We start from the raw sequence: 22,491 nt of genomic DNA, 5'->3' as shown, positions 1-22,491 counted from the left end.
GTACCTCCTTTCCGGGAATACCCGTCTGAATGCAGATTATCCTTTCACTGAGCCGACCATGGCTCCTTTTGCAAAATGCTTCTGAATAAACGGGTATACCACCAGCACCGGCATAATGGCTACAATGATGGCAGCCATCTTCAACATCTCTGTTGGCGGTGTCTCCACCTGCTGTCCAGGTGCAACCAGATCAATATTGGATGCATTCAGCAGCATGTTCTGCAGCAGCACCTGAATGGGCCACTTCGCAGAATCATTCAAATACAAAAGTGCCGCGAAAAATTGATTCCAGTACCCTACTGCAAAGAACAAGCCAAATGCCGCAAGCGCAGGCATCGACAAGGGGAGCACAATGGTGTACCAGGTCCGGATCGCACTGCAACCATCGATGGAAGCCGCTTCACTGATCTCCGCAGGCAGGCTGTCGAAGAAATTTTTCATAAGCAGCACCGTCCAGCCATTGGCAAGCGCAGGCAGAATCAATGCCCAAATGTTGTTGATTAGCCCGAGCTCCCTGACCAGCAAGTAGTTCGGAATAATTCCAGGGCTGAACAAAATGGTCAGTACGATCAGAAACATCAGTACTTTTCGGAAATAAAACCTCTTCTGGGACAAGGCATAGGCCAGGGAAGAGGATACGGCGAGACTGCACACTGTACCTACAGTTGCTAGAAAGGCACTGTTCCCCAGCGAGCGTGCGAAGGCAGGCGTGGATAGAAGATAGGTATACGCTTCCGCAGACCAGCGCTGCGGGAAGAGTACGATTTTCTTTTGCAGATACTCTCCAGGATCGGTGAACGAAACGACAAAAACATAGTACAGCGGAAAAAACATCGCCACCGCCAGCAGCCCAAGGACGATTGCATTCAGAGACTGACCAATCCTCTCACTCCATTTCAAACGATGCATCTCAAGACCTCCTCCCTCCCACTAGTTCTTATAGACACGGACCGGAAGCACAGGTACTAATAGACCCCTTCTTGACCCATGCGCTTCACCAAACGGTTTGCAATCACGACGAGCGCCAGTCCAACCACTGATTTGAATAATCCAACCGCCGTACTGTAGCTGAAATCTCCCTGCTCAATTCCCGTACGGTATACATAAGTGTCAAACACTTCAGCCACTTCTGATACTGCACCGTTGTACATCAGGAAGATCTGTTCAAATCCTACCTCCATGATGTCTCCCAGTCTTAAAATGAGAAGCACGACGATGACACTCCGGATGGCAGGGAGCGTAATGTGCCAGATCTGACGGAGCCGTCCCGCCCCATCCATTCGTGCTGCCTCATACAGCTGGGTATCCACACTTGCCATGGCAGCGAGAAACACGATCGTTCCCCATCCGGCTTCCTTCCACATTGCCTGCAAGGTGACCATAATCCAGAAGCTGTCCGGGTTCGTCAGAAAGTCCACCCTCGGCCAGCCCCATAAGGCAAATAACTCGTTGACCAGTCCTGTCCCCTTGGCGAACAGAAGGAATGTCAGTCCCGCAATGATGACCCAGGAGAGGAAATGCGGCATATAGATCACCGTCTGAATCAATCGCTTGTACGCCACGTTACGCAGCTCATTGAGCCCCAGCGAGATCAGAATCGGGAATGGAAAAAACAAGATCAGATTCAGCAGGCTGATTGCCAGTGTGTTTCGAAACAGCAGGACAAAGTCTGGATTGGCAAAAAAGGTGGTAAAGTGCTGTAACCCAACCCACTCACTGCCCTGAATTCCCCGGAAGGGGGAATAGTCCTGGAACGCAATGACGATGCCCCACATCGGGATATATTTGAAAACGAGAAAGAACAGGATGCCCGGTAGGGCAAGCAAATATAACGATCGATCGCGCCGCAGTGCGGAGAGCCATTTCGTCCGTCTGTTTCTTTTGGATGAAGTCTGCCTTCCCTTGTGTGTGTTAAGGTGTTGCTCGGTTACGCTCATGGGCTGCAGCTCCCCCCTTCAGATTCATTGTCCGTTTCTTTTCTTGTAAGCCTCCGTCATCTCATCACTCATAGCCTGGACATTTGGATCACTTCGCAAAGATTCCACAAAGGTATCCCAAGCTTCGATGGGCTCGCGGCCCAGAATGATTTTGGCCTTGAGATCCTGTATCTTCTTGTTTAATTCCGGCAGAATCTTCTGTCCTGTCTCCGATTGAAGACCCGCGGACAGATCGGCTACACTCGTTTTTTCCCTCTCGGCCTCTACTTTTTTGAATAGTTCATTCGCCTGGGTCTCTTCTTCTGTCTCACCCGTGGTATCCCAAGGAAGATCAATAACGTTAACGATATGATTAAAATCCGAGGCGTTGTCCGCCGTTAATTTCTCGGTACTTACTACTTTTTTGCCATCAACCACTTCATAATGGGTACCTTCGATCCCAAACTGCTGAATTTCAAACACTTCCGGGTTCATCCAGGTATCGACAAGTTGGAGAATTCGTTTCATCTTCTCTTCCGATACGCTTGCAGGAATCGCCAGAATGCCGTTGTAACCTGAGCCTTTTGGGTTGTAGCCATTCAGATTGGTCAGAGGGTAGAAGTCCGTATACTTAAAGGAAGGATCGACTTTCTTCAGATCATCCGCATAAATTTTGCGCATCGTGCCTGTCTTGTCCACAATAATGCCTGCCTGATTGCGCTTGAACAATTCTCTTGCCTGTGTCAGCTTGAGCGACAGAAGGTCCTCGGGCATCATGCCGCTGCTGTAGGCTTTCGTCAGATATTGGAGAGATTCCCTGACCTCGGGCAGCAGCTCCCTATATATCAGTTTCCCCTCTGTTTCATCCCACTTCCAACTGCTGTTGCTTCCGATAAAAGAATTCTCAATGGCACCCAGCACCGGGCCGAGATTGCCACCCCAACCGAGATCATCCGGACTGACATAAGCGGCGAGCGCTGTGGTATCCGGTTGTCCATTGCCATCAGGATCCTGCTCTACGAATGCCTTCATAACATCGAATAATTCATCTGTCGTCTCAGGAACCTGCAGGTTTAATCTGTCGAGCCAGTCCTTCCGGATAATGAAAAAGGAATCTCCCGTCACCGGCCTAGGGCGTGGTATGCCGTAATTGTTGCCGTCTGCTGCCTTGGTTGTTTCCCAGGCAATATCGGGGATGCCCTTGCTCAGGTTCGGATATTCCTGGATGTATGGCGTGATATCCCAGAACGCTCCTTGCTTGACCATCTTGGTAAAGGTGCTTCCAAATGGATCGTTAATCATGATGAGATCAGGAATATCGCCAGAAGCGAGCGTCAGGTTCAGCTTGTCACCATAAATATTGTTCGAAACCCACTGAATGCTCATTTTGGAATTCGTTGCTTTTTCGATCGCCCGTTTGATTACATTGTCATCAGCCGCTGGAACCGCACTGGGTGTAATGGTCATGATGCTGACTTCCAGTGGATCATTCGCATTGCCGCTGCTGCCACTTCCACTCGTTTGCCCTGCTTCTTGACTCCCACATGCACTAAGCAAGACAGACAAGACCAACACAACGGAAATGATCCAGATCAAATTACGGGTGTTACGTTTCCCCACGTTTAGCATAGGCTTTCCCATCCTCCTTAGTCTCTTAAACCTATCGTATTAATCGGATTAACGATTAAAAAAGGGGCTTTGACTGACCCTGGAAAAGATTATTCCCGGTCACCTCAAAGCTTTCACTCACTATAACGAACACCCGTATTTCCTGCAATTGCACTTTTTTGCACTGGTAATCATGGCAGTAAATAGACCTCAAATGCCTTGGTATGGTTGGATGATCAGCTCATCCCACACCTGAACTTCAATATAACGTTCCGGGCCCAATTCCCCATTCCGGTTCCATTCCTGTGGCCATCCATAGTACTGAATGATCTGCAAAATTTCATCTTTGGTATATACCTGCTTACGATACGGCTTATCATCCGAATAACGCATGGTTGGGAAGAGGTCTCCATAAGTAAAACTAACGGATTCGGTAGGCAGATTACACCAAGGAATTGCAATCCAATTAGGTAAGGTATACCACGATGTTAGCCACTCACATTTACCCAGAGTCATGTAATGGGGATAGGAACTTGTCGGTTTCCCACCTTTGGCAGTAAACTGCTCTAACGCTTGTTGTTCAAGCATTCTGCGAATCATCAAGTAATCTGCTGAACGTTGACTGGCAAAATTTCGGCCTTCCTGCCTGATTTGCTGTGCAACAACTTCAGCATCCTGTTCGGACAAGCTGGAGAGATTGCGGAACGGTCCAATACTTTTCTCAAAATAATGATATGCGTTCAGGTCTGTCATACAGATCACACCTTTGTCATTGATACAAATACACACTCTTCTATCAATCTAGCGTTATCTATTCATCATACAGCCTGGCCTTCCGGATGACGGATTTAATAAAAGAAGCTTTGGCTGCGGTGTACCCCACACGGTCATGTCTGAACTGCTGTTCCAGCTTTTTCTTCAACGCGTAGTACTCTTGCATAATTTCCGAGTCTCTCCTGAGAGCATTGCGAAACAGCAAGTTATCCGTCCATTCCAGGCTCCTGTACTTGTAGACATGAAGATGATGCGTTCCTGCTCTCCATTGTCCTTTTCGGAAAAACAAACGTTGCGGAAAATCCGACTTGGGCACATACTCGTATCCCAGTTGTCCCAATGCTTCTATATGTACTGCCTTCACATCGTTCAACTCATGTACTCCTGCCATCATATCGATTAATGGTTTCGCGCCTAGACCCGGCACGGATGTACTCCCAATATGTTTAAAATCCACGCAGATCTCTGTCAGCACCATCATGATTTTATTACGTTCTTCGTGATAATCCTCAACCCATCTTGGGTCATATTCCGATACGACCACTTCTTCTCTCATAGCGAATCAGGCCTTTCTGTGCCTTACATTTATTAGTCATAGTGTACATCATGTGAACAATGATGGAAATAACTGTTGTAAATCACTAATAAAAAAGCGCTGGCATCCGCATAATTTCTTATGCCATGCTAACGCTTTTTAGGTTCACAATGCGCTGAACGCCTTGAACGACTATTTCCAACTCCACTCAGGCAATCGTTCCAGAGTTATGACATAGTCGCTGTTGTACACTTCTTTTAAGAATTCCACAGTATTATGCTGGCCACCCCTTAGAAACTCACCTGTCCAGGTACAGAACCAGCTCCAATGAATGCGCTGCTCCTCCATCTGCTGCGGATCAGGAATGGAGCCGTTCTCCGCGAGTGCTATCATTTTGCTGTCACTCACCAAATTCCGCAAGTTCTCGTAACGTTCTGCAAGTGGATCATGGTCCCCTGACTTCGGATATACATCCACGCTCACAATGTCCACAACATCATCCCCCGGATACCATTCCGGCTGTTCCGAGTTCCACACCCAGATGAGATTATTTAGCTCATGCGTGTTGACCAATCGATCATACAGCAGACGATACAACTGTTTGGCAGGCTCCGGTCCTTTCGCTCCCCACCAGAACCACCCTCCTTCAGCTTCATGAAGTGGGCGGAATAACACAGGTACACCTACATCCTTAAGCTCTTGCATATGGCCGGCGATTACATCGATATCCCGGATCAACAAGGCATACTCATCCGATTCGGGGTGAGCCAGCGCGGAGGCGAGATCGAACGTTGTGGCCTCCGTATAAAATCCCCGCCACCACTCTTTGCCGGGTTCATCGATCAGTTGGGACGGTGCATTCCAGTGCCAACACAAGGTCACGATCCCGCCTTGCTGATGCCATGCAATCATATCTCGTATTTCCTCAGAGGTCGCCCCCCGCTCTGTCCTTGAAGGTGAGTATTCCATCAGATCAAACCCAATCACAGCCGGTTTCCGTCCCGTATTCTCATTAATCCAGTTCAAGTTGCTGTATTCCTGCTGACCCGCGAGTACTGCTGTCCCATAACTCTTTAACAAGTACTTCATCAATTCCCTGGCCTCGGAAGTCGCATCTTGATTCACCAAGGTACTGCTTATCTTATTTTCCGTCATTGATAATCCCCCATTCCAAGGCAGGGTACATAGCGACCCCAATATCAAAATCAACCGAATTGCGTATCCTATCTGACTACGCCAGGTCCGCTTAACCAACAACGCCAGAACGCTCAATACTTTCCACGAAATAACGCTGTACAAACAGATACAATATAATCAGCGGCGCAATCGCCAGCAAAATGCCTGTATCCACGATCATCGCGACATAGTTCGGATCGGCCTTCATGCCGGAGCCCGAACCAAACCCCATCAGTTGAGGAATCAACTGATTCGCCTGAGCGGGTAATGAAGCGACCTTCAGCGAGATCAGTGAGCTTTCACTCATGAACAGCGCCGAATAGAACGTGTCATTGTACTGCCACACAAAGGAAAACAGAATGACTGTAATCAGTGGTGAAATGGCGTTGGGCAGCATGATTCGGGCAAATGTACGGAACCCGCCCGCACCATCGATCAGCGCAGCTTCTTCGATCTCTTTGGGCATACCCTTGAAGAACTGTCGGAAAATATAAATGAACAGCCCTGCCTTTAGCCCACCGGCCGTCGCTGCAGTAATCATGGAAGGCCAATAGGTGTTTAACAGATTGACCCCTTCCCTGCCCGTAAACAGCTGTATGATGCCCAGAAAGTCGAAGCTGCGGAAATGCAGATACATCGGCACCATCAACGTGCTTGTCGGCACCAGAATGGTGAGAATCACCAGCACAAAGAGGACATTGCTTCCTGGAAAAGTAAAGCGGGCAAATCCATATCCGGCAAGCGCACAGGATATTGCCGTCAAAAGCGTCGTTATGGTAACAAACAGCAAGGTGTTCGCCAGTAAGGGCAGGTAATCCATTACCTGTGCCGCCAGCCTGATATTGTCCAGCGTAAAATGCTGTGGAATCATATAAATGGTTGGATTATAGATGTCTTGTTTATCTTTAAACGCAACCGAAATTTTAAGAAATAACGGATACAGAATAATAAATGAAATGCCGATGATCAATGCATATCTGAATATGGAATACAGGAGGTCCGATGTTTTGTTTCGAACTCTCTGCAGTTGATAATTCTGCTTCGGAACCACCACCATGCGATCCGTTCCCGACACAGCCATAGTCTAGTAGCCCTCCTTTTACATGAACCGTCAGTTGTAATGCACCCGCCGTGACAATACCCAGCCGACAACGAGCAGCACAAGGCCAATCACCAGTGTATACAGCCAGGACATCGCCGAGCTTAAGCCAAAATTCTGGGTCTTAAATGCCGTTTGGTAGATGGCTTGTGTGACCGGACTTCCTGCAAATGAATCAATAATCGTGTAAATGACATTCGTCAATATCAACGGACTCACCATTGGAAATGTAATTTTCCAGAATGATTCATAGGCTGTCGCTCCTTCAATTTTGGCCACTTCATACATCGAGCCCGGTACGGACTGCAGGGCGGCAAGAAAGATCAGAATCTGAACGCCTGAGCGGCTAATAATTTCGTAAATTCGCATAATGGCTTCTACGATGTAATCCACATAGGCCATCGGTAGTCCAACATCAGCCAGCATCCGCACGATGGAAACCACGTTAAACGAAGCGCCTCCATCAACTGTCGATTCAACGGCGCTGGCGTCGCCCATCAGATTGATCAGACCTGCGGATTCGGCTGCCGCCACCGCACTGGAGGCTAGGATAACGGGCAGGAAGAAGATCGCCCGCGCCATGGTTCTGCCCTTGAACTTCTGATTGAGCAAGGTCGCCGTAAACAGGCTGAAAAACAATATCATGGGCACATTCAGCACCATGGCCCCAACCGAGTCAATCAGGATTCGGTTAAAGGTAGCATCCACGAGAAGTGCATCCTTAAAATTTTTCAGCCCAACAAAGTCAAGAACGTATCCTCCTGGAGCCACTGACAAATTGCTGAAGCTGAACCGAATCGATTGCAGGAGCGGCGTGGCAAAAAGGAAGATGAAACCAAGCAGCCACGGTGAGATAAATGCAAGACCGAGCAGCGCTCTCCGTGATTTCAATGATAAACGCAGGGTTCTCATTGGCTCACTCCTTCCACGGCATAGTCCGTTGTGCCAACCGACACTCCGTCTACAGTTACCCGATCGTCAGTGTAGTTTACCAGGATAGACGTACCGCCGCTGTACGTGACCCGGACCACGCCTTCCTGAATTCGTTCATGTCCGGTAATCCGCTGATTCCCCAATCCTTTCAACACCTCATTTGCTTCCTTGTACAGTGCAACCGCATCATCTATCCAGTCTTCGTACGCGGTAGCATAAGCCGAATCATAATTCGTTAACTTCAGCCTGGATGATGGTTCATGAGTCCATTGGAAATGCGGAGCTGCACCAAGCTCAAGACTTCGCAGCAGCTGCTTGCGCAAGTCCTGATCTCCTGACGTATTCATGGGAGATGCTGCGTAGTTCATATATCCATGAATGACCATTTCATAAAAAGGAACTTCTTCATCGGTAAGGTTGAACCAACTGGAGCCTTCAGGCACATCCACTACATGCTCCGCATATCCCCATGCATAAGCATTAGCCGATGACAACATCATGCTCGGATATTCCTGCTGCAGCTTGCCAAGCTGCTCCTTCACAATGTTCTTGGCCATCTCGCGGTGAATGACACGGCTATCCCGATAATCGGAAGTCAGAACCTGCCCGAGATCACGGAGCGATAATCCGCCGAGCTCCAGTTTTGTGATTTTCCCGGCAAATTCGCTGATCACATATGGGAGCTTCGCAGCCGAGAGCAGATAATAGCTATCCTTGCTCTGGTCCATTCTGTTGAGAGCAGGACTGTAAGGATACAATTCTGCCGTCTCCTTGGTTACAAACCGGGCCGCATCGGAAGACGGCGCAAAACGCCAGTCATCATGATAGATCCGCTGGAATGCCACATCAGGGAATAGCGCTCCCCCTGACTGATGCAATCGGGCAGACAGCTCCTGCAGCTCAGAACGACTGCCTACTTCACGATCCAGCTTCACTTGGGTCGGCGTATGGTGGCTGAACCCACCACCGAACCAGCCCTGATACCGCATCTGTACGCGGCTCACACCTTCCTGCTGTAACTTTGCTGCCATGTCGGCAGCCTGTTCATACGTTGTTATGGCTAGTGTGGTCCGATAAGGCACACCCAGAAAAGAGGCCTTTTGGTCAACTGCACCAAGTATGCTCACGTAAAACGGCAGCTCCATCTGTTCTTCAAGCGGCTTCAGCACACCCCCATCTACCAACTGCTGCTGATAAAGGCGAGCCATACCGGAATAACTGGCATCTTCCCCATGCAGGAAATGATATCGGACCTGGATATCTCCGCGAAAAGGCTCTTCACTCAGCAGTTGAATCTCCTGCATTTTCTGCGAGGTGTACATCTCCAGTTCATCCTCCCCACGCAGGGAGAAGGTCGCATGTACATGGTTGTAACTGTTCTGCCTGCCTCCGATATCGGCAGAGATGCTGGCCATTGCGTCTCCTTTTTCAATCACGGCAAACCAGGCATGCTCCCCGTTCTTGAGGCCAAATACAGGCATATGTGCGGATTCGCTGACCTGGGGCCGACTGAGCGAATTGTCGTTAGGGTCTGCACCGTATACACGTTGTACATATTGCTCTTCCTTGACCTTTCCGTTATTTAGATGGATCAAGCTGCCTGACCCGTCCGGCACGAACATATACCCTTGTCCTTTGGTATCCGCGGCACCGAAGTAAGCGAGCAAATCCATGTTACGAATACGATATTGACCACTCTCTTCCACTTGACTCAGAGGTACGGTCACTACCAGAGAGCCTTGATCCAGCCGATATTCCACTGGGATGACGAAGCTGGGCTTATCCGATGCACCACCGCCATCAACCCCATTTTCCTGATTGTCATAAGTAAGGTCGTCTGCCGTGTAACCCGCTGTCTCAAAGGCATCCAGCATCTTGTTCAGGACAAGCTGCTTCGAGATCTGTCCATCCAGCCTTTCCAGAACATCCGGGTTGTCCTTGGTTGGATAGTAACGGGCAGAAGCGTACCTTGCGGCGGTGGCATCCAGTTTCGAAAGAACCTTCTCCTCCAGGCGCTGTTTGCTAATCAATCTGGGCAATGCATCGATTCCGAGCGAGGTATCTCCAAGTGTGTAGGTAATCCGGATTCCCCCATCCACATTGGCAGCAACAAATTGTTTGTTGGTAATACTGGTGCTGAAATTCGGAAAGTTCTCCAGTGTACCCATCGCATCCCGGAAGGAGACGTTTAGTTGGGACGACAGGACTTCTTTCTCGTAAGCCGAAGCCAGACCATCTTGGGCACGTTCTTTCGGATTGCTGTACCAGATCTCCTCGCTAGCCCCGTCACGCACGGCGATCTCGGTCGTCTCCTCGTTATAATAAAGCGCCAAGCCCTGATCCTCAGCGACCAACTGCATGCCTGGCACTCCCTGTGAGGTATCCGTAAGATACTTCAGTGAATTCGTTTCGACTGGTATTGCCTCCGTTGTTGCTTCCAGATAAGCCGCTACTTCTACAGCGGGTACTCCCCTGTTGTTGATATACAGCAGCCCAGCTGTCATCAGAATCACAGCTGTGCCACTGGCCAGCACCGTATATAATCGTTGCCTTTTGATCACGGATGCCGCCTCCTTTAGGTCCGAAAAATCAACTCGCGGTATATGTTATAACCGAATTCATATAATTGCTGCAGCATACTGAACACGAGCGCTCCGAGGAAAACGATAATCCCCATCACAATGAGGGTCAGCAGCATCGTAATGATCGTTTTGAACACCGTATATTGGTGCACCGTCATCGTGCCAATGAACAGGAGCAGCAGAAACCAGAAGAACGCAATGCTATTAAACAGATAATAAAAAGCAGTCTCCTCCTGCACCATGAACCGGCTGATCACAATCATCGGCGCATAGATCAAAATAACCGGAATGAGCGAGTATCCTGTCGCCAGAAAGATCTCTCTAAACTTGCCTTCCCCTTCCATCAGCGTCGTCACCGACCAGTTGGCAATGCACCATAGAAAGAACGGCACCGCTACCGTTGCGATTTCCACAATACTGTTGATGGTGCGAGGATCAGTAAAATTAACGAGAAATCCCGCGTATTGCTTTTGCAAAGTCATCATGATGATGGTTAGCGCGAGTGCCAAAAAGGCAACAAGCATCCGTCCCCGGTTATCCGACTTAAGGTCCCAGTATGCATCGATAGGGTGAAAAATGAGATGCAGCGGAAACTTAATGTAATCCTGCTTCACGGTCAATCTGCCTCCTCCGTCTCCATTTAACCGCCACCCGGGCCAGGATCAGAATGAAAATCAGTGCAATACCTGCAGTCAGGAACGTGCCAAAATGTTCCTTCATCATCTCCCGCCGGTACCTTTTGAACGCAACCGAATAACTCTTGCGGTCCATCCCAAGCTCGAAGTAACCGAGAGCCTCCTTATTTTTCTTCTCCATGAGCAAGGATTTGCCAATCCCGATATAGGCAATATCATAATTGGCGTTCAGCTTCAGTACTTCTTGCCAAATATGTACAGCTTCCGTATCCTCACCCTGATAATGAAGGGCAACCGCCTCATTTACGTTTGTTCCAAACCGAGTCGGCTCATAGACCACCAGGTTGCTCTTCCCACGGTCAAGAACCAGTTGGTGATCGCCGGATTGCTCAATGGCAACGGGTGTTTTGAGCGTGCCTACCTGATTTCCTTTGCCACCATAAATGTAGAGCAGATGACCCTCGTCGTCGTAAGTGAACACGCGATTCTGTGTCGCGTCCAGCACACTGTACATGCCGTTGCCCAGCACCTTCACATCAATAAGCTTGGATGGCCCCGTATTGTTACGGAACCGGATGTCTCCCTTGACGTCAAAATAACCAAACCGCTTCAGCACATCTTCTCCGGACGGATTGAGTCGTTTGATCGGCTCATTCGAACCAGGATCGATATTGGTTGCGTAGACAAACCCTTTATGGTCGATATCCGCGCTCGAAAACTCGGTCGGTACAAACAGGACCATCTGTGCCCGCTGGGCCTTGGTGGAGAACATGCGCCAAATATATTCGCCGTAGTCCCGCTCCACCTTATTGGTGCCGACGTATCCGATGAACTTCCCCGTCTCGTCAAACTGCATAATTCCTTCGTAAACGCCTTGAGCTACTACATAAACCCGGCCCACATGGTCAACCGTCAACTTCAGCGGCTGGAATTGAAAATCCGTCGCCAGAACATCCGACTCGGGTGCCTGGATCATATGATCCAATTGTCCCTCTGCATCCAGGATCACGACCCGACTGTTCCCTGTATCTGCGACATAGATTCGCTCCTCTTCATCCACAAACAGTCCACCTGGAGCCTCAAATGTTTCCTTGCTGCCTTCTCTCGTGAATCCGTCCATGACCTGAAGAAGCTTATACTCAGCGTCCAATATAACAATTCGGCTGTTCCCGCTATCCAAAATATAGATCTGACCCGATGGAGATACATTCACATCAGCGGGATCCTTGAACTCCCCGATGCCCAAATCGCTGCCCGAGATGGTTCGCTTGGGCAGATAGGCATCCGGGGAAGGAACGGCTTCTCTCCACGAGTTGTAGTTATAACTCTCATACGGCGCCGAAGAAGCCGCCGCAGGCACGGCATTCGCCAGCAGCAGGGATATTGCCGCCAGGAGAACAAGCCATCTTTTCACTGTGCGTGCCATATCGCTCCCCCTCAATCCTTCATGCCCGAGCTCGCCATCGTCTCAATAATGCGGCTCTGCGAGAAAATAAACAGTGTAATCGGCACACTCATCAGAATAAGTGCCACCGCAGCACCTGCTCCTGCCCGGGATATTCCGCCTTGAATAATCTGTCCTGCTGCGTAATGTAGTGTCTTGAGCTGCTCGCTGTAAATGTAGCCATTGCCGTCACTGCCCCATAACATCTGGAACAGCAGGATAATCAAGGTCAGCCAGGCTGGCTTCACGTTCGGCATCACAATCGACCAGAAGATCCGGTATTCACTCGCACCATCAATCTTCGCTGCTTCCAGCAGGGCATCCGGAATCTGCTCCATGAACTGCTTCATCAGATACAGACCAAGTGAATAGGCGAATGCCGGAATAATAACGGCCCAATACGTGTCGATCCAGCCGAGCCAAGACATGATCATATAATTGGGAATTGCTGTTACGGCAGGGGTAAACATGAGCGATAGCACAACCACCTGGAACATGAACACTTTCCCCGGAAATTTATGCTTGGCAAGTGGATAAGCCGCTGCTGAAGCCAAGAGCACATGACCCACAATACCAATGCCCGTAATAAATACGGTATTGAATATATATCGTGAGAAGGGCACCCACGAGTCGCTCAGCAGATTCAGCAAATCCGTAAAATTGCTGAACGTTGGATTTTTGACAAAAAGCGTCGGTGGAAAGGTAAAAATCTCATCCAGCGGTTTGAAGGCATTGTTGATTGCATAGATCAGCGGCAGTACCATGAAGGCACCAAATACGAGCAAAAGGGCAAACAGGGAGAGACTGCCGGATAACGATCGATTCACCCGCTTTTTTCCTGTCGCAATTGCAGCCATAGTTATTCTCCCACCCTTCGCAGCAATTTCTGTACCAGTAAGTTGGTACCTACCATAATCATGAAAAGTACGGTGGCAATCGCCGAAGCGTAACCCATCTCAAACCGTGTTGTACCAAAGTCGATCAGGTGAGTGACCACCGTCTCTGCCGCATAGTTCACGCTTGGAAACCCAGCCAGAGCTATGGAGACGTCCGCCACGGCAAACGAGGTGGTCAGTTGAATGACTGCACCGAACATCAGCTGCGGCCGCATGGAAGGCAAAGTAATATACCAGAGCTCCTGCCAGCGATTTTTGACCCCGTCTACCGCACCTGCTTCATATAACGTCCGGTCAACCGTTTGTAAACCAGCGATGAATGCCAGAAACCCTGTACCCAAGCTCAGCCACAGCTGCACGAGGATAAGGATAGGCATAATGTACGCCTCCGTCTTCAGCCACTGAATCGGCTCCAGCAGGAAGCCCCATCGGATCAATAATCCATTGGCGATGCCATAACGATCGCCCGAGAAGATCATCAACCAGATAAAGTAGACATTTCCGGAAATGGATGGCGCGTAGAAGATCAATGTCATGAATGCCCTCCATTTGGGCGTCAATTCATTAATGATCCAGGCAAACACGAAGCAGGCAATATAACTGATGGGTCCGGTAATAATGGCAAACAGCAGCGTGTTCTTGATGGCAATCAGGAATACGTCATCCTCCAAAAACAGCCGAGTATAGTTCTGCCAGCCAATAAATCGCGGAAACTCCAGCATGTTGAAATAGGTAAAGCTGAGTATGATTGAGATAACAACCGGGATCACGGTAAACATGGTGAACAGAATCATGTAGGGAGCTAGCAGGACGTAGGAATGCTTGCTGGCTTTCATCTCCTGGAGCTTCCAGCTCCACCATGATTTCATGCCCATCCTTGAAGCCTTCTCAGGAGGACTGTGTTGACCGTCTCGGAGTGATATTTGTGACACTGTTAACCCTCCCTCTGCTTACGGAAGACCAAATTCATTACGTTTGATCCGAATCTCGTCCTGAATATACTGGGTGTAGTCCATAATGGATTCTCTGGCTTCCACTTGACCAACCACCGTTTTGTAAAAGGCATTGAACAAATGGCGCCCAGTAAAATAACCGCCTGGCACTTCGGGAATTCCCTTCACCGTTTCGAATTGTGCCTTAAGATTGGCATAATCCTCAGCTGGCCACGGCAATGAATCAAGCGCCTTGATGTTGGCCGTTGGATAACGCGCAGCAGCGCCCATCAGTCCTTCCATCTCACGGCCGAATTCAGCCTGTACCGGCGTGCTGGTCCACCATTTCATGAACTCCCACGCGGCTTCCTGGTCCTTAGCGCTCTCCAGCATCATGACTGCACTGCCCCCGCCAGGCACATCGCGATTCAATGTTCCATCCGCCTGTACCGTACCCGGAACAGGAACGAAGCCCCATAGTCCGCGAATCTCCGGTGCAAATACGGATAGCTGGTTATACATCGTGTAATCCGTCAAGCCGATCGGCATCTGCCCTGTTCTGAAGCGGTTGGCAAAATCATATTCCCGCTCCAGCTTGTAATCGGTATAGAATTCTGTCCACTGCTTGAATGTCTCGATCCCGATACGAGAATCCAGATCGGATTCCTTGCCATCATTGCGATAGAAGGATCCCCCATTCTGTAGAAGCATGGTTGCGTACTGCGAGTTGGGCGGAATGTTGACACCCTGCATATTGGCCTGAGTTACAACCGGCATGCCAAATTCCATATGGTTTTTGCTCAATATGGCCAGTAGGCTCTCGACGTCTTCCCACGTTTGAGGGACTTCAAGTCCCAGTTCTGCGAGCACGTCTTTCCGGTAAAAGAGCATATTAAAGGTCTGTGTTTCCGGTAGGGCATACACACCTGAATCATAGACATAGGGGATGATGGCACTTTCCCTGAACTCCTGTTCCACCGAGGAATAGTCAGCGAACTTCGTCAGATCCACAGCCGAGTTCCTCATAGCAAAGTTTACCGGCAGATCATTGCCGATCTGCATCGCTACATCTGGCCCTTCACCGGACAAGGTAGCCGGCAATAACGTCCCCATGTTGACCAGCTTCAGATTGACATTAATGCCGCTCTCCGGCGTAAAGGTCTCATCAATCATTGCCTTCATCGTATTGGCCTGGTCACGTCCACTGCCAATCCAAACCGTCACCGTACGCTGGTCTTCCGAAGTGGCAACATTGCCGATTTGGTTATAGTCAATGAAGAACGAATGATAGAATGTCTTCGCTTCATGGCCGACCTTCGCCAGTGCTCCCATCCCTTTATGAGGAATGCTGCTGTCGATGGACGTGACATACAGAGCGTCAATTTCAAGCGGCTGCTCCCGTGCCTGCTGTACCCATGTTCCGAGACCACCCGTATTGGTCTTGTAAGCTGCAAGCCGTCTTGGAATGGTATCCGGCTTGCCAATCATCTCGTCCAACTGTTGCGCCATCGTCTTGATCAACGCTTCCTGATCACTGGACTGGCCAGACAGAAGGCGAAGCTGCGCTGCCACGTCCTTGAGTCGTTTACTCTCCCCGGCAAATACCTCCAGCAGGTTCGGAATCTGCTTCTCCACTCGGTAATCCCGGAATTCATCCGGCTTCGTGCCTGTGATCATCAGAATTCGCCGGTACATGGAGTTCAGGTTATACAGACTGTCCTCTACATTGCGGATGAGCGGCGCGAAGTCACCAAGGCTGTTCTCCAGCCTTATGACATGTTTGCCTTTTTCCAGCTGAAACTTGTAGGGTTCCTTCCCTCCCATCACATCCACGCGATAGTCGCTTTGGTAACGAAAAGATGCTTTCGCCATCTCAGCAAATGGCACTTCACCATCAATGGTCAGTTTGCGCGTGGAATAGATGCCTTTGACGAAATTCTGCTGTGCGGTAAAGCCGATATGATAAAGTCCACTCTCCGGTACATCTACCTCCCACTCAATCCACTGTCCCGGCAGACGCCAGTTGTAGCCACCGATCGTATTGACGCGCACCTGGGAAGCACTATAAGGGAATACCGCTGAACTTGATCTTTCGCTGGTCGGGTATAACGTTGGTGAAGATTTGGCAATCGCCGCTTCTCCTTCAATCCGAATGAGTACATCTTTCGGCTGCCCGGAAGAATCCGTCTGCTGTGCCCCTGTGGTTTCTGCATAAGGAAGGGCTGTCTTCTCATTAAAGAGGCGCAAGGATCGAATGACCATCGGTTCACGCGATGATTTCAGCGTTAGGGTGTGTTCCCCTTTTTCAAGAAAAAACTTAAATGGTGCCTGTTCGTACCCATCTGAATCCTGGAACGTCTCTTCCATCCAGCGGGGTTTCTCCACCTGCTTCGGACGAAGATCATTCCCCTGATTATCCTGCTCAGCGACTTCTTTCTCACTGCCCCATACCCGGTCGAATTGCAAATAGGCGGCTTCCGCAAATGGAAGTTCACCGTCAATATATAGCGCACGCTCAATCGCGGAACTTTTGCCTTCTACCGGAAAATACTCTGCCGAGAGATTGTACATTCCGGTTTCCGGCACATTGACAACCCAATCGACCTCTCCTGTCTCGCCGGTATACAAGGAGACCCCTTCCTTGCCTTCATAATCGATCAGTGTGCGGACCTCTTCACCTTCAGCTCGTATGTAGTCCTCCACTTCAATGGTGATATCCACCTCTGGTCGCAATGCCTCACCTGCTTGAATTAAATATTGCTCATATCCCTTCTTCTGCCTCGTCTGCTGCAAGATCGCATCCACCTCAATAGTTGGCAGACTACCAGGTGGGACATCTGCACTCTCTACATCCGTACCAGAGGCGAAATACAGCAAAATGCCGGCTGCAGCCGCTACGATTACAGTAGGCAGGATCCATTGGTTTCGTTGTAGAATTCCAGCCATTCTACGAGTCCTCCTCATCAAGGCTGATGACAGCAACACCCTGGTTAGAATTCAGAAAAACGGGGTTTCGTGCATGATTACAGGCACTGGACCCCCTCTCTGAATCACTTTCTGGTGTTATTGCTTGCCAAGTTTATCAACTGCAGCTTGTGCCTGGGCCTTATATTTCTCAGCTGTCGCAGTAACGGACGCGTTATTTTTGATGATGTCGTTCACATAATCTCCGATTGGATACCCTGCGTAGGCATCATCGAGCAGGATACGTCCCGTTCCGGCAATATGCTCACGAATCATGGCAATGTCCTTCTCGTCGGTATAGCGGCTCTCTAGGTAATCCTGACCCGGATACTCTTCAATCTGCGGGATATCATAGGTCTCTTCATAAATCTGGTAGACAATCTTAGGATCTTCTACACCTTTGGGAATGAATTTCGCTGAGGCTGCGTTGTTGGCGTACGTCACATCCTTGCTGCCCTGAGGTCCGTTCGGAATGGGAACAACACCAGCAGCGAAGGTGATATCACCAAGCTGCCATTCAGCAGCGGTGAATAAAGCAACGTCTCCATCCTTGAATGTGTTGCTTTCCTCCCAGTTGGTTTTGTCGCCTGTTTTGACCTTCACGACATTCTCCACGTTATACAGGCGTTTAACAAATTCGGCAGCCTCAATAGTTTTGGGATCGGACAATCCTTCTTTTGAATTTTCGTCATCTACGATCGTGCCACCATTGGCAGCGGTAAGGTGACGAAGCACGTCAATCGGCCAGCCGGAGAATCCGTATACGTCAATTTTGCCGTCGTTATCCGTATCTTTCGTTGCCTGTTTGGCCAGTTCCATGAATTTATCCCAATTCCACTCGCCTTGGTTATAGAGCTCTTGTGGATCAGGCAGCGACATTTTTTTGAAGAGGTCGCGGTTATAGTGAAGTCCCAGACCGATGCTGATCGGATTATCGAATGAGTAGTATTCGCCCGCGATGGCGGGAAATTTGGTGATTAGGTTTGCTTCCTGATTGATGTTGTTCTCAGCTGTGGTGAATTCGGAGATCGGCAGTAGCTGCCCTTTGAGGATGGCGGGAAGTGCGGACTTGTATTCCATCTGAACGATGTCTGCGAATGGCTCGCCAGCCAGCGCAGTCGTGGTGAATTTATTCATGTACTCTTCAAATGGGACATTAACAAACTCGATTTTCACGTTATATTTTTTCTCAACTTCAGCAATCTTATCGAGACGGGCCTTATCCGATGCGGTCTCCCCCGCTGGCGTCAGATCCCACCAGGCAGCAACCTTGATGACACGTCCACCCAGATCGGGTATATCTGCCGCAACTTCTTCGGCCCCACCTTCTGTCTCTGTCTCTGTCTCGGCGGTTTCGGTTGTCGTGCCCGAATTGACCGTCCCCTCTGAATCCGTGCCATTTTGTGCTGTCCCACCTCCGCTGCAAGCGGATACAAAAAGCATCACAGCCAGTAACATCAGCGGCAGAACGTTCCATTTTCTAATCATGTTTTTTTACAACCTCCCCGAATGTGTATGCCTGAAATGGTCATATCAAACTACTAGCACTCACTCACCTAATGAAATCAGCACACCACCACCATTTGTTATTTTAACGTTTGGTTTGAACAAACAAAATTTAACACAGCAAAATGTAAGCGTCAACATTTTATTGTTAACATTTTCTAATTTATCTGATAAGATGCTGATATAACCCTTGAAAACTGTTGTTTATAAGCATATTTCGAAAATCAATCCCTCTCCTAACCTTTGTTTCGCGATTTCTAAATCGTTAAAATTTGTTATTTTAATTAAATAACAAATGAATAATATCCAATGACATATTCTGAGCTTTTCTCTTACCAAGCTTCATCATTCCCGTTTAAGGCCCACCCACAACGATAGAATCACTAACATTTTTTATTCTGCATCCGTTATTAGATTAGAGGAAATATATCATGATATACTGGAATCAGTTTCATGCTACATGGTCAAGAATACGGCAGAACTAAGAATGTAAGGATGGTATGATGAAGACGAAGGTAACAATTCAGGAAATTGCACATTTTACGGGTCTGTCAAAATTTGCGGTTTCACGTGCGCTCTCGGGTAAATCCGGTGTGAGCGACCAAACACGTGATATCATCCTCAAGGCCGCTGGCAAACTTGGATATTTCAAAGATAATAGCCTGTTATCTGGCGATATGAACAACAGCAATGAACTTCACGACCCTCAAAACATACGGTGGAGCGGAACGATTCTCATTCTGTTTCCCAATGTCCGTTATCAGAACCAGGAATCTGTCTACTGGGGTCCTATCTTTAACGGGATATCAGCCAGACTGAACCAGAAAGGGTTTAATATCCTCACTCTGACGGAGCCTTCTACAGATCAATTATTTACACTGCTGAATCCCGATGCCATTCGGGGCATTATTACAGTCGGTTCGATTACGACACCCATTTTGCTAGAAATTAAACGTCTGGGAATACCTGTTGTTATGGTGGATCATCTCGATCCAGTCTTCCACAGTGACAGCATTTTTACGGATAACTTTGCTTCCATGCGTGAAATTATGCTATATCTCCTTCGTAAGGGGTTCAAAAGCTTTCAATTTGTTGGAAACACCAGTGACGCCCACAGCTTTTATGAACGTTGGATTGCTTACAGCTCTGTGCTTATGGGTAACGGGATAGAGATGAATCAAATACCTGAATTGTGCAGTCCTGCGGTTGATGATTTCCGGCAAACATTTACCTCTGTGGTCCATGAAGCGAACTTGCCAGAGGTGTTTGTATGTGCCAATGACTTCTTCGCCCTCTACACCATTGAAGCACTGGAGAGCATGGGGATTAGCGTACCAGAACAATGTGTTGTCACCGGTTTTGATAACACGTACGACAATATTCCCGTGCTTGCCACGGTCAATGTGAACAAGGAACTAATCGGTGCACGTGCAGTGGACCAGATGTTATGGCGGATTATAAACCCCGAAAGTAATGTGGAGAAAAAGCTGATTATGGCTGATGTCCTCATTCGGGAGCAATATAGCCGGCATAGTGGATAAACCACGCTAACGACAAAAAATCCCCCACGCCAGTGTTTGACTGGCTTGGGGGATTTTGAGATCATGCCTACATATTATAGTCCGCTATGCTTATTACGTATCTGTCCGAACGTCATCCCATCCCTGATCCATATAACAAATGAGCCAATTCAATGCACGGTGGCGTTCGTAAGCCACGCCTCCATTCAATCCCGCGGGAGGTGTCTGCTCATTAATCCGGCTGTTCACACAAACCCAGTTGTAACGGTAGATCAGGTCGGCCGCATCGAGAATTTCACTTTTGCTCCGCAGGGATGCACCTGCGAGGAATTCCTCGAAGCTATCCTTTTGCTGCAAATGACCTACGGCCTGTCCAACGTTACATAGCTCTACTGGAGCTCCCAGCTCATCGACATAACCAAGCGCCCACAGCATGACATGATAGGCTTCGTATCCCCACGAAAAGGTGATGACTTCCTGCTGCTGCGCTTCATGCTGCTCGATAAACCTTTTCTCCGCTGGGGAGAAAAATGAGGCTGCATCGTACTTGTCGATGACTTCCTGAACGAGTGTTGCCGTGTCCTCTGCACTTTCTCCTGCACCGAGGCATTCACCCTTGAGTGCTGCAATACATAAAGCTACCGCTCGTTGTGCCACTTCTTCCACGCTTCGGATTGTTGTATGCTCATCTCCAGCCCTTGCGGGTAAGTGCACATTGAATGGAATCCCCTGCGTTGCCATAATAGACTCGGAATTTTCCTTGCGGCGAGTGCCTGTCTCGGACGGTGGTCTGACATCATCCAAAAGACTGGTGTGCGCTGTCACTTGGTAATCCTCTACCTCCGATTCCCCATTCACGTCCAGCAACAGCTGCCCTTGTGCGTTCAGCAGGGAGCCGCCTCCCCAAAAAATAACCGCATCCAGCCCTTGAGCAAGCTTCAATAATTCTTGGAAAAACTCCTCCGATATGTCCTCTTCGGTCTCAATTCCAACAACCATATTCAGGGTCGAGCATTTAATTAGCACTTTTTCCTGCAGTGCCGGATTTCGTCCTTCAATCTGACTCATGAACCCCATCATGCCGTTCATCATTGAAGCAAATTCTTCAGGATGTGTCTGACTTGTCATGATGTTGAAGCCCTTGGTTGTCTTGCTGAGCCACTTCTTGCGGATAACCTGAATATGAGTCTTGTCTTCCTTGCGTATGATCTTATCCTGTGGATAGATGGATTGAATAAGTTCCAACAGCTGATCCAGGTCAAACTGGGAGCTGTACAATGCGCAGTTTCTCATGGTGCTCACCTTCTTCTTTTAAGTTCATATCATTCATAATTAAACAAGGACTCCCGGACAGAACCTCGTTCACTAGTCCTTATATGGATCAAATTCATTGCCACCAGCCATGGCAACGCCAACAGGGCGCAGCACATGATTGATTTTCAGAGTGTCTGCATGAGCATTCAGGACGTCCTGCAGCTTTTTATACACAAATGGGCTTTCGTCTGTACCTGCACCCCTGAGCTCCACGCCATACGCACGTATGGCCGCATGCATCTGTTCTTCACTTATCTCCCCGCCCATGCGGGTGCGCAGCTTGTAGTTCATTTTCCCGGCAGCCTGGGTACGACTCATGATCCGTCCAGCCCCATGTACCGTGCTGCGGTAGGATTCCGTATTTTCCTCGCTGTGGATGCCCTCGACAATCACTGAGATATCTCCCATGCTGCCTCCGACAAAACCAAGCTGCCCGGGTGCCAGCGGGGTTGCTCCCTTGCGGACGACAACCACGTCTTCACCCATATGCTGTTCTTTCCAGGCAAAGTTATGATGGTTATGCACCGAGTACTCCGCACTCGCTCCAAGAATACCAAGGACCTGTTCTATAACATAATCTCGTCCTGCATAGGCATACCGGCCAGCGAGTGTCATTCCGTCCCAATACATTTATCTCCATTCATTTGCACAAAAATA

At 49.0% G+C, this 22,491-nt stretch carries 17 protein-coding genes and 1 pseudogene; 1 reads left to right on the top strand and 17 read right to left on the bottom strand.

Annotation, left to right across the window (positions count from 1 at the left end):
- Window positions 1-36: 36 nt before the first annotated feature.
- The 15 genes from MH144_RS18810 to MH144_RS18740 form a co-directional block, all read right to left on the bottom strand.
- On the bottom strand, window positions 37-909 hold the full coding sequence (locus MH144_RS18810) for a carbohydrate ABC transporter permease (RefSeq protein WP_154895837.1): 873 nt from the start codon (window positions 907-909) through the stop codon (window positions 37-39).
- 56 nt (window positions 910-965) lie between these two features.
- Window positions 966-1,937, bottom strand: a complete 972-nt coding sequence (locus MH144_RS18805; RefSeq protein ID WP_239302808.1) for an ABC transporter permease — start codon at window positions 1,935-1,937, stop codon at window positions 966-968.
- Between the two features lie 24 nt (window positions 1,938-1,961).
- Window positions 1,962-3,545 (bottom strand): extracellular solute-binding protein, encoded by a 1,584-nt coding sequence (locus tag MH144_RS18800; RefSeq protein ID WP_481857375.1) that lies wholly within the window; start codon window positions 3,543-3,545, stop codon window positions 1,962-1,964.
- A 189-nt stretch (window positions 3,546-3,734) separates the two neighbouring features.
- Window positions 3,735-4,277, bottom strand: a complete 543-nt coding sequence (locus MH144_RS18795; protein ID WP_239302806.1) for a hypothetical protein — start codon at window positions 4,275-4,277, stop codon at window positions 3,735-3,737.
- Window positions 4,278-4,335: 58 nt separating this feature from the next.
- Window positions 4,336-4,854 carry a GrpB family protein gene (locus MH144_RS18790; protein WP_239302805.1) on the bottom strand — a complete coding sequence of 173 codons (519 nt, stop codon included), beginning with the start codon at window positions 4,852-4,854 and terminating at the stop codon, window positions 4,336-4,338.
- A gap of 171 nt (window positions 4,855-5,025) precedes the next feature.
- Window positions 5,026-5,988, bottom strand: coding sequence for a glycosyl hydrolase (locus tag MH144_RS18785; protein WP_239302804.1), 963 nt, complete (start codon window positions 5,986-5,988; stop codon window positions 5,026-5,028).
- A gap of 91 nt (window positions 5,989-6,079) precedes the next feature.
- Window positions 6,080-7,090 (bottom strand): carbohydrate ABC transporter permease, encoded by a 1,011-nt coding sequence (locus MH144_RS18780; protein ID WP_239302803.1) that lies wholly within the window; start codon window positions 7,088-7,090, stop codon window positions 6,080-6,082.
- 30 nt (window positions 7,091-7,120) lie between these two features.
- On the bottom strand, window positions 7,121-8,020 hold the full coding sequence (locus MH144_RS18775) for a carbohydrate ABC transporter permease (RefSeq protein WP_239302802.1): 900 nt from the start codon (window positions 8,018-8,020) through the stop codon (window positions 7,121-7,123).
- Window positions 8,017-10,602 carry a DUF5696 domain-containing protein gene (locus tag MH144_RS18770; RefSeq protein ID WP_239302801.1) on the bottom strand — a complete coding sequence of 862 codons (2,586 nt, stop codon included), beginning with the start codon at window positions 10,600-10,602 and terminating at the stop codon, window positions 8,017-8,019. Before MH144_RS18770 ends, MH144_RS18775 begins: the two co-directional genes overlap by 4 nt.
- 14 nt (window positions 10,603-10,616) lie before the next feature.
- The gene (locus tag MH144_RS18765) at window positions 10,617-11,237 is read right to left on the bottom strand and encodes a YIP1 family protein (RefSeq protein WP_095359181.1); all 621 of its coding nucleotides are present in this window, start codon (window positions 11,235-11,237) and stop codon (window positions 10,617-10,619) included.
- Window positions 11,218-12,684, bottom strand: a complete 1,467-nt coding sequence (locus tag MH144_RS18760; protein WP_239302800.1) for an NHL repeat-containing protein — start codon at window positions 12,682-12,684, stop codon at window positions 11,218-11,220. The genes MH144_RS18765 and MH144_RS18760 overlap by 20 nt, the downstream gene beginning before the upstream one ends.
- An 11-nt stretch (window positions 12,685-12,695) precedes the next feature.
- Entirely contained in the window at window positions 12,696-13,559 is an 864-nt protein-coding gene (locus MH144_RS18755; RefSeq protein WP_017689719.1) for a carbohydrate ABC transporter permease, read from the bottom strand.
- Between the two features lie 2 nt (window positions 13,560-13,561).
- Window positions 13,562-14,473, bottom strand: a complete 912-nt coding sequence (locus tag MH144_RS18750) for a carbohydrate ABC transporter permease (RefSeq protein ID WP_095288390.1) — start codon at window positions 14,471-14,473, stop codon at window positions 13,562-13,564.
- A 75-nt stretch (window positions 14,474-14,548) separates the two neighbouring features.
- A complete protein-coding gene (locus MH144_RS18745; RefSeq protein WP_239302799.1) occupies window positions 14,549-17,476 on the bottom strand; it encodes an extracellular solute-binding protein in 2,928 nt (975 codons plus the stop codon).
- A 117-nt stretch (window positions 17,477-17,593) separates the two neighbouring features.
- Window positions 17,594-18,979: an ABC transporter substrate-binding protein gene (locus MH144_RS18740; protein ID WP_239303589.1), complete on the bottom strand. Its 1,386-nt coding sequence runs from the start codon at window positions 18,977-18,979 to the stop codon at window positions 17,594-17,596.
- 524 nt (window positions 18,980-19,503) lie between these two features.
- Between MH144_RS18740 and MH144_RS18735 the strand changes: the two genes are divergently transcribed.
- Window positions 19,504-20,541 (top strand): LacI family DNA-binding transcriptional regulator, encoded by a 1,038-nt coding sequence (locus MH144_RS18735; RefSeq protein WP_239302798.1) that lies wholly within the window; start codon window positions 19,504-19,506, stop codon window positions 20,539-20,541.
- A gap of 93 nt (window positions 20,542-20,634) precedes the next feature.
- Here MH144_RS18735 and MH144_RS18730 read toward each other — a convergent pair whose 3' ends face one another.
- The gene (locus MH144_RS18730; protein WP_239302797.1) at window positions 20,635-21,813 is read right to left on the bottom strand and encodes a DUF4272 domain-containing protein; all 1,179 of its coding nucleotides are present in this window, start codon (window positions 21,811-21,813) and stop codon (window positions 20,635-20,637) included.
- A gap of 72 nt (window positions 21,814-21,885) precedes the next feature.
- Window positions 21,886-22,464 (bottom strand): annotated as a pseudogene (locus tag MH144_RS18725) (RtcB family protein); the annotation flags it as partial.
- Window positions 22,465-22,491 lie beyond the last annotated feature (27 nt).

The sequence above is a fragment of the Paenibacillus sp. ACRRY genome (assembly GCF_022346995.1).
Taxonomy (GTDB): Bacteria; Bacillota; Bacilli; order Paenibacillales; family Paenibacillaceae; genus Paenibacillus.
Note: the sequence above shows the minus strand (reverse complement) of the source record. Positions and strands in the feature narration are given on the sequence as shown.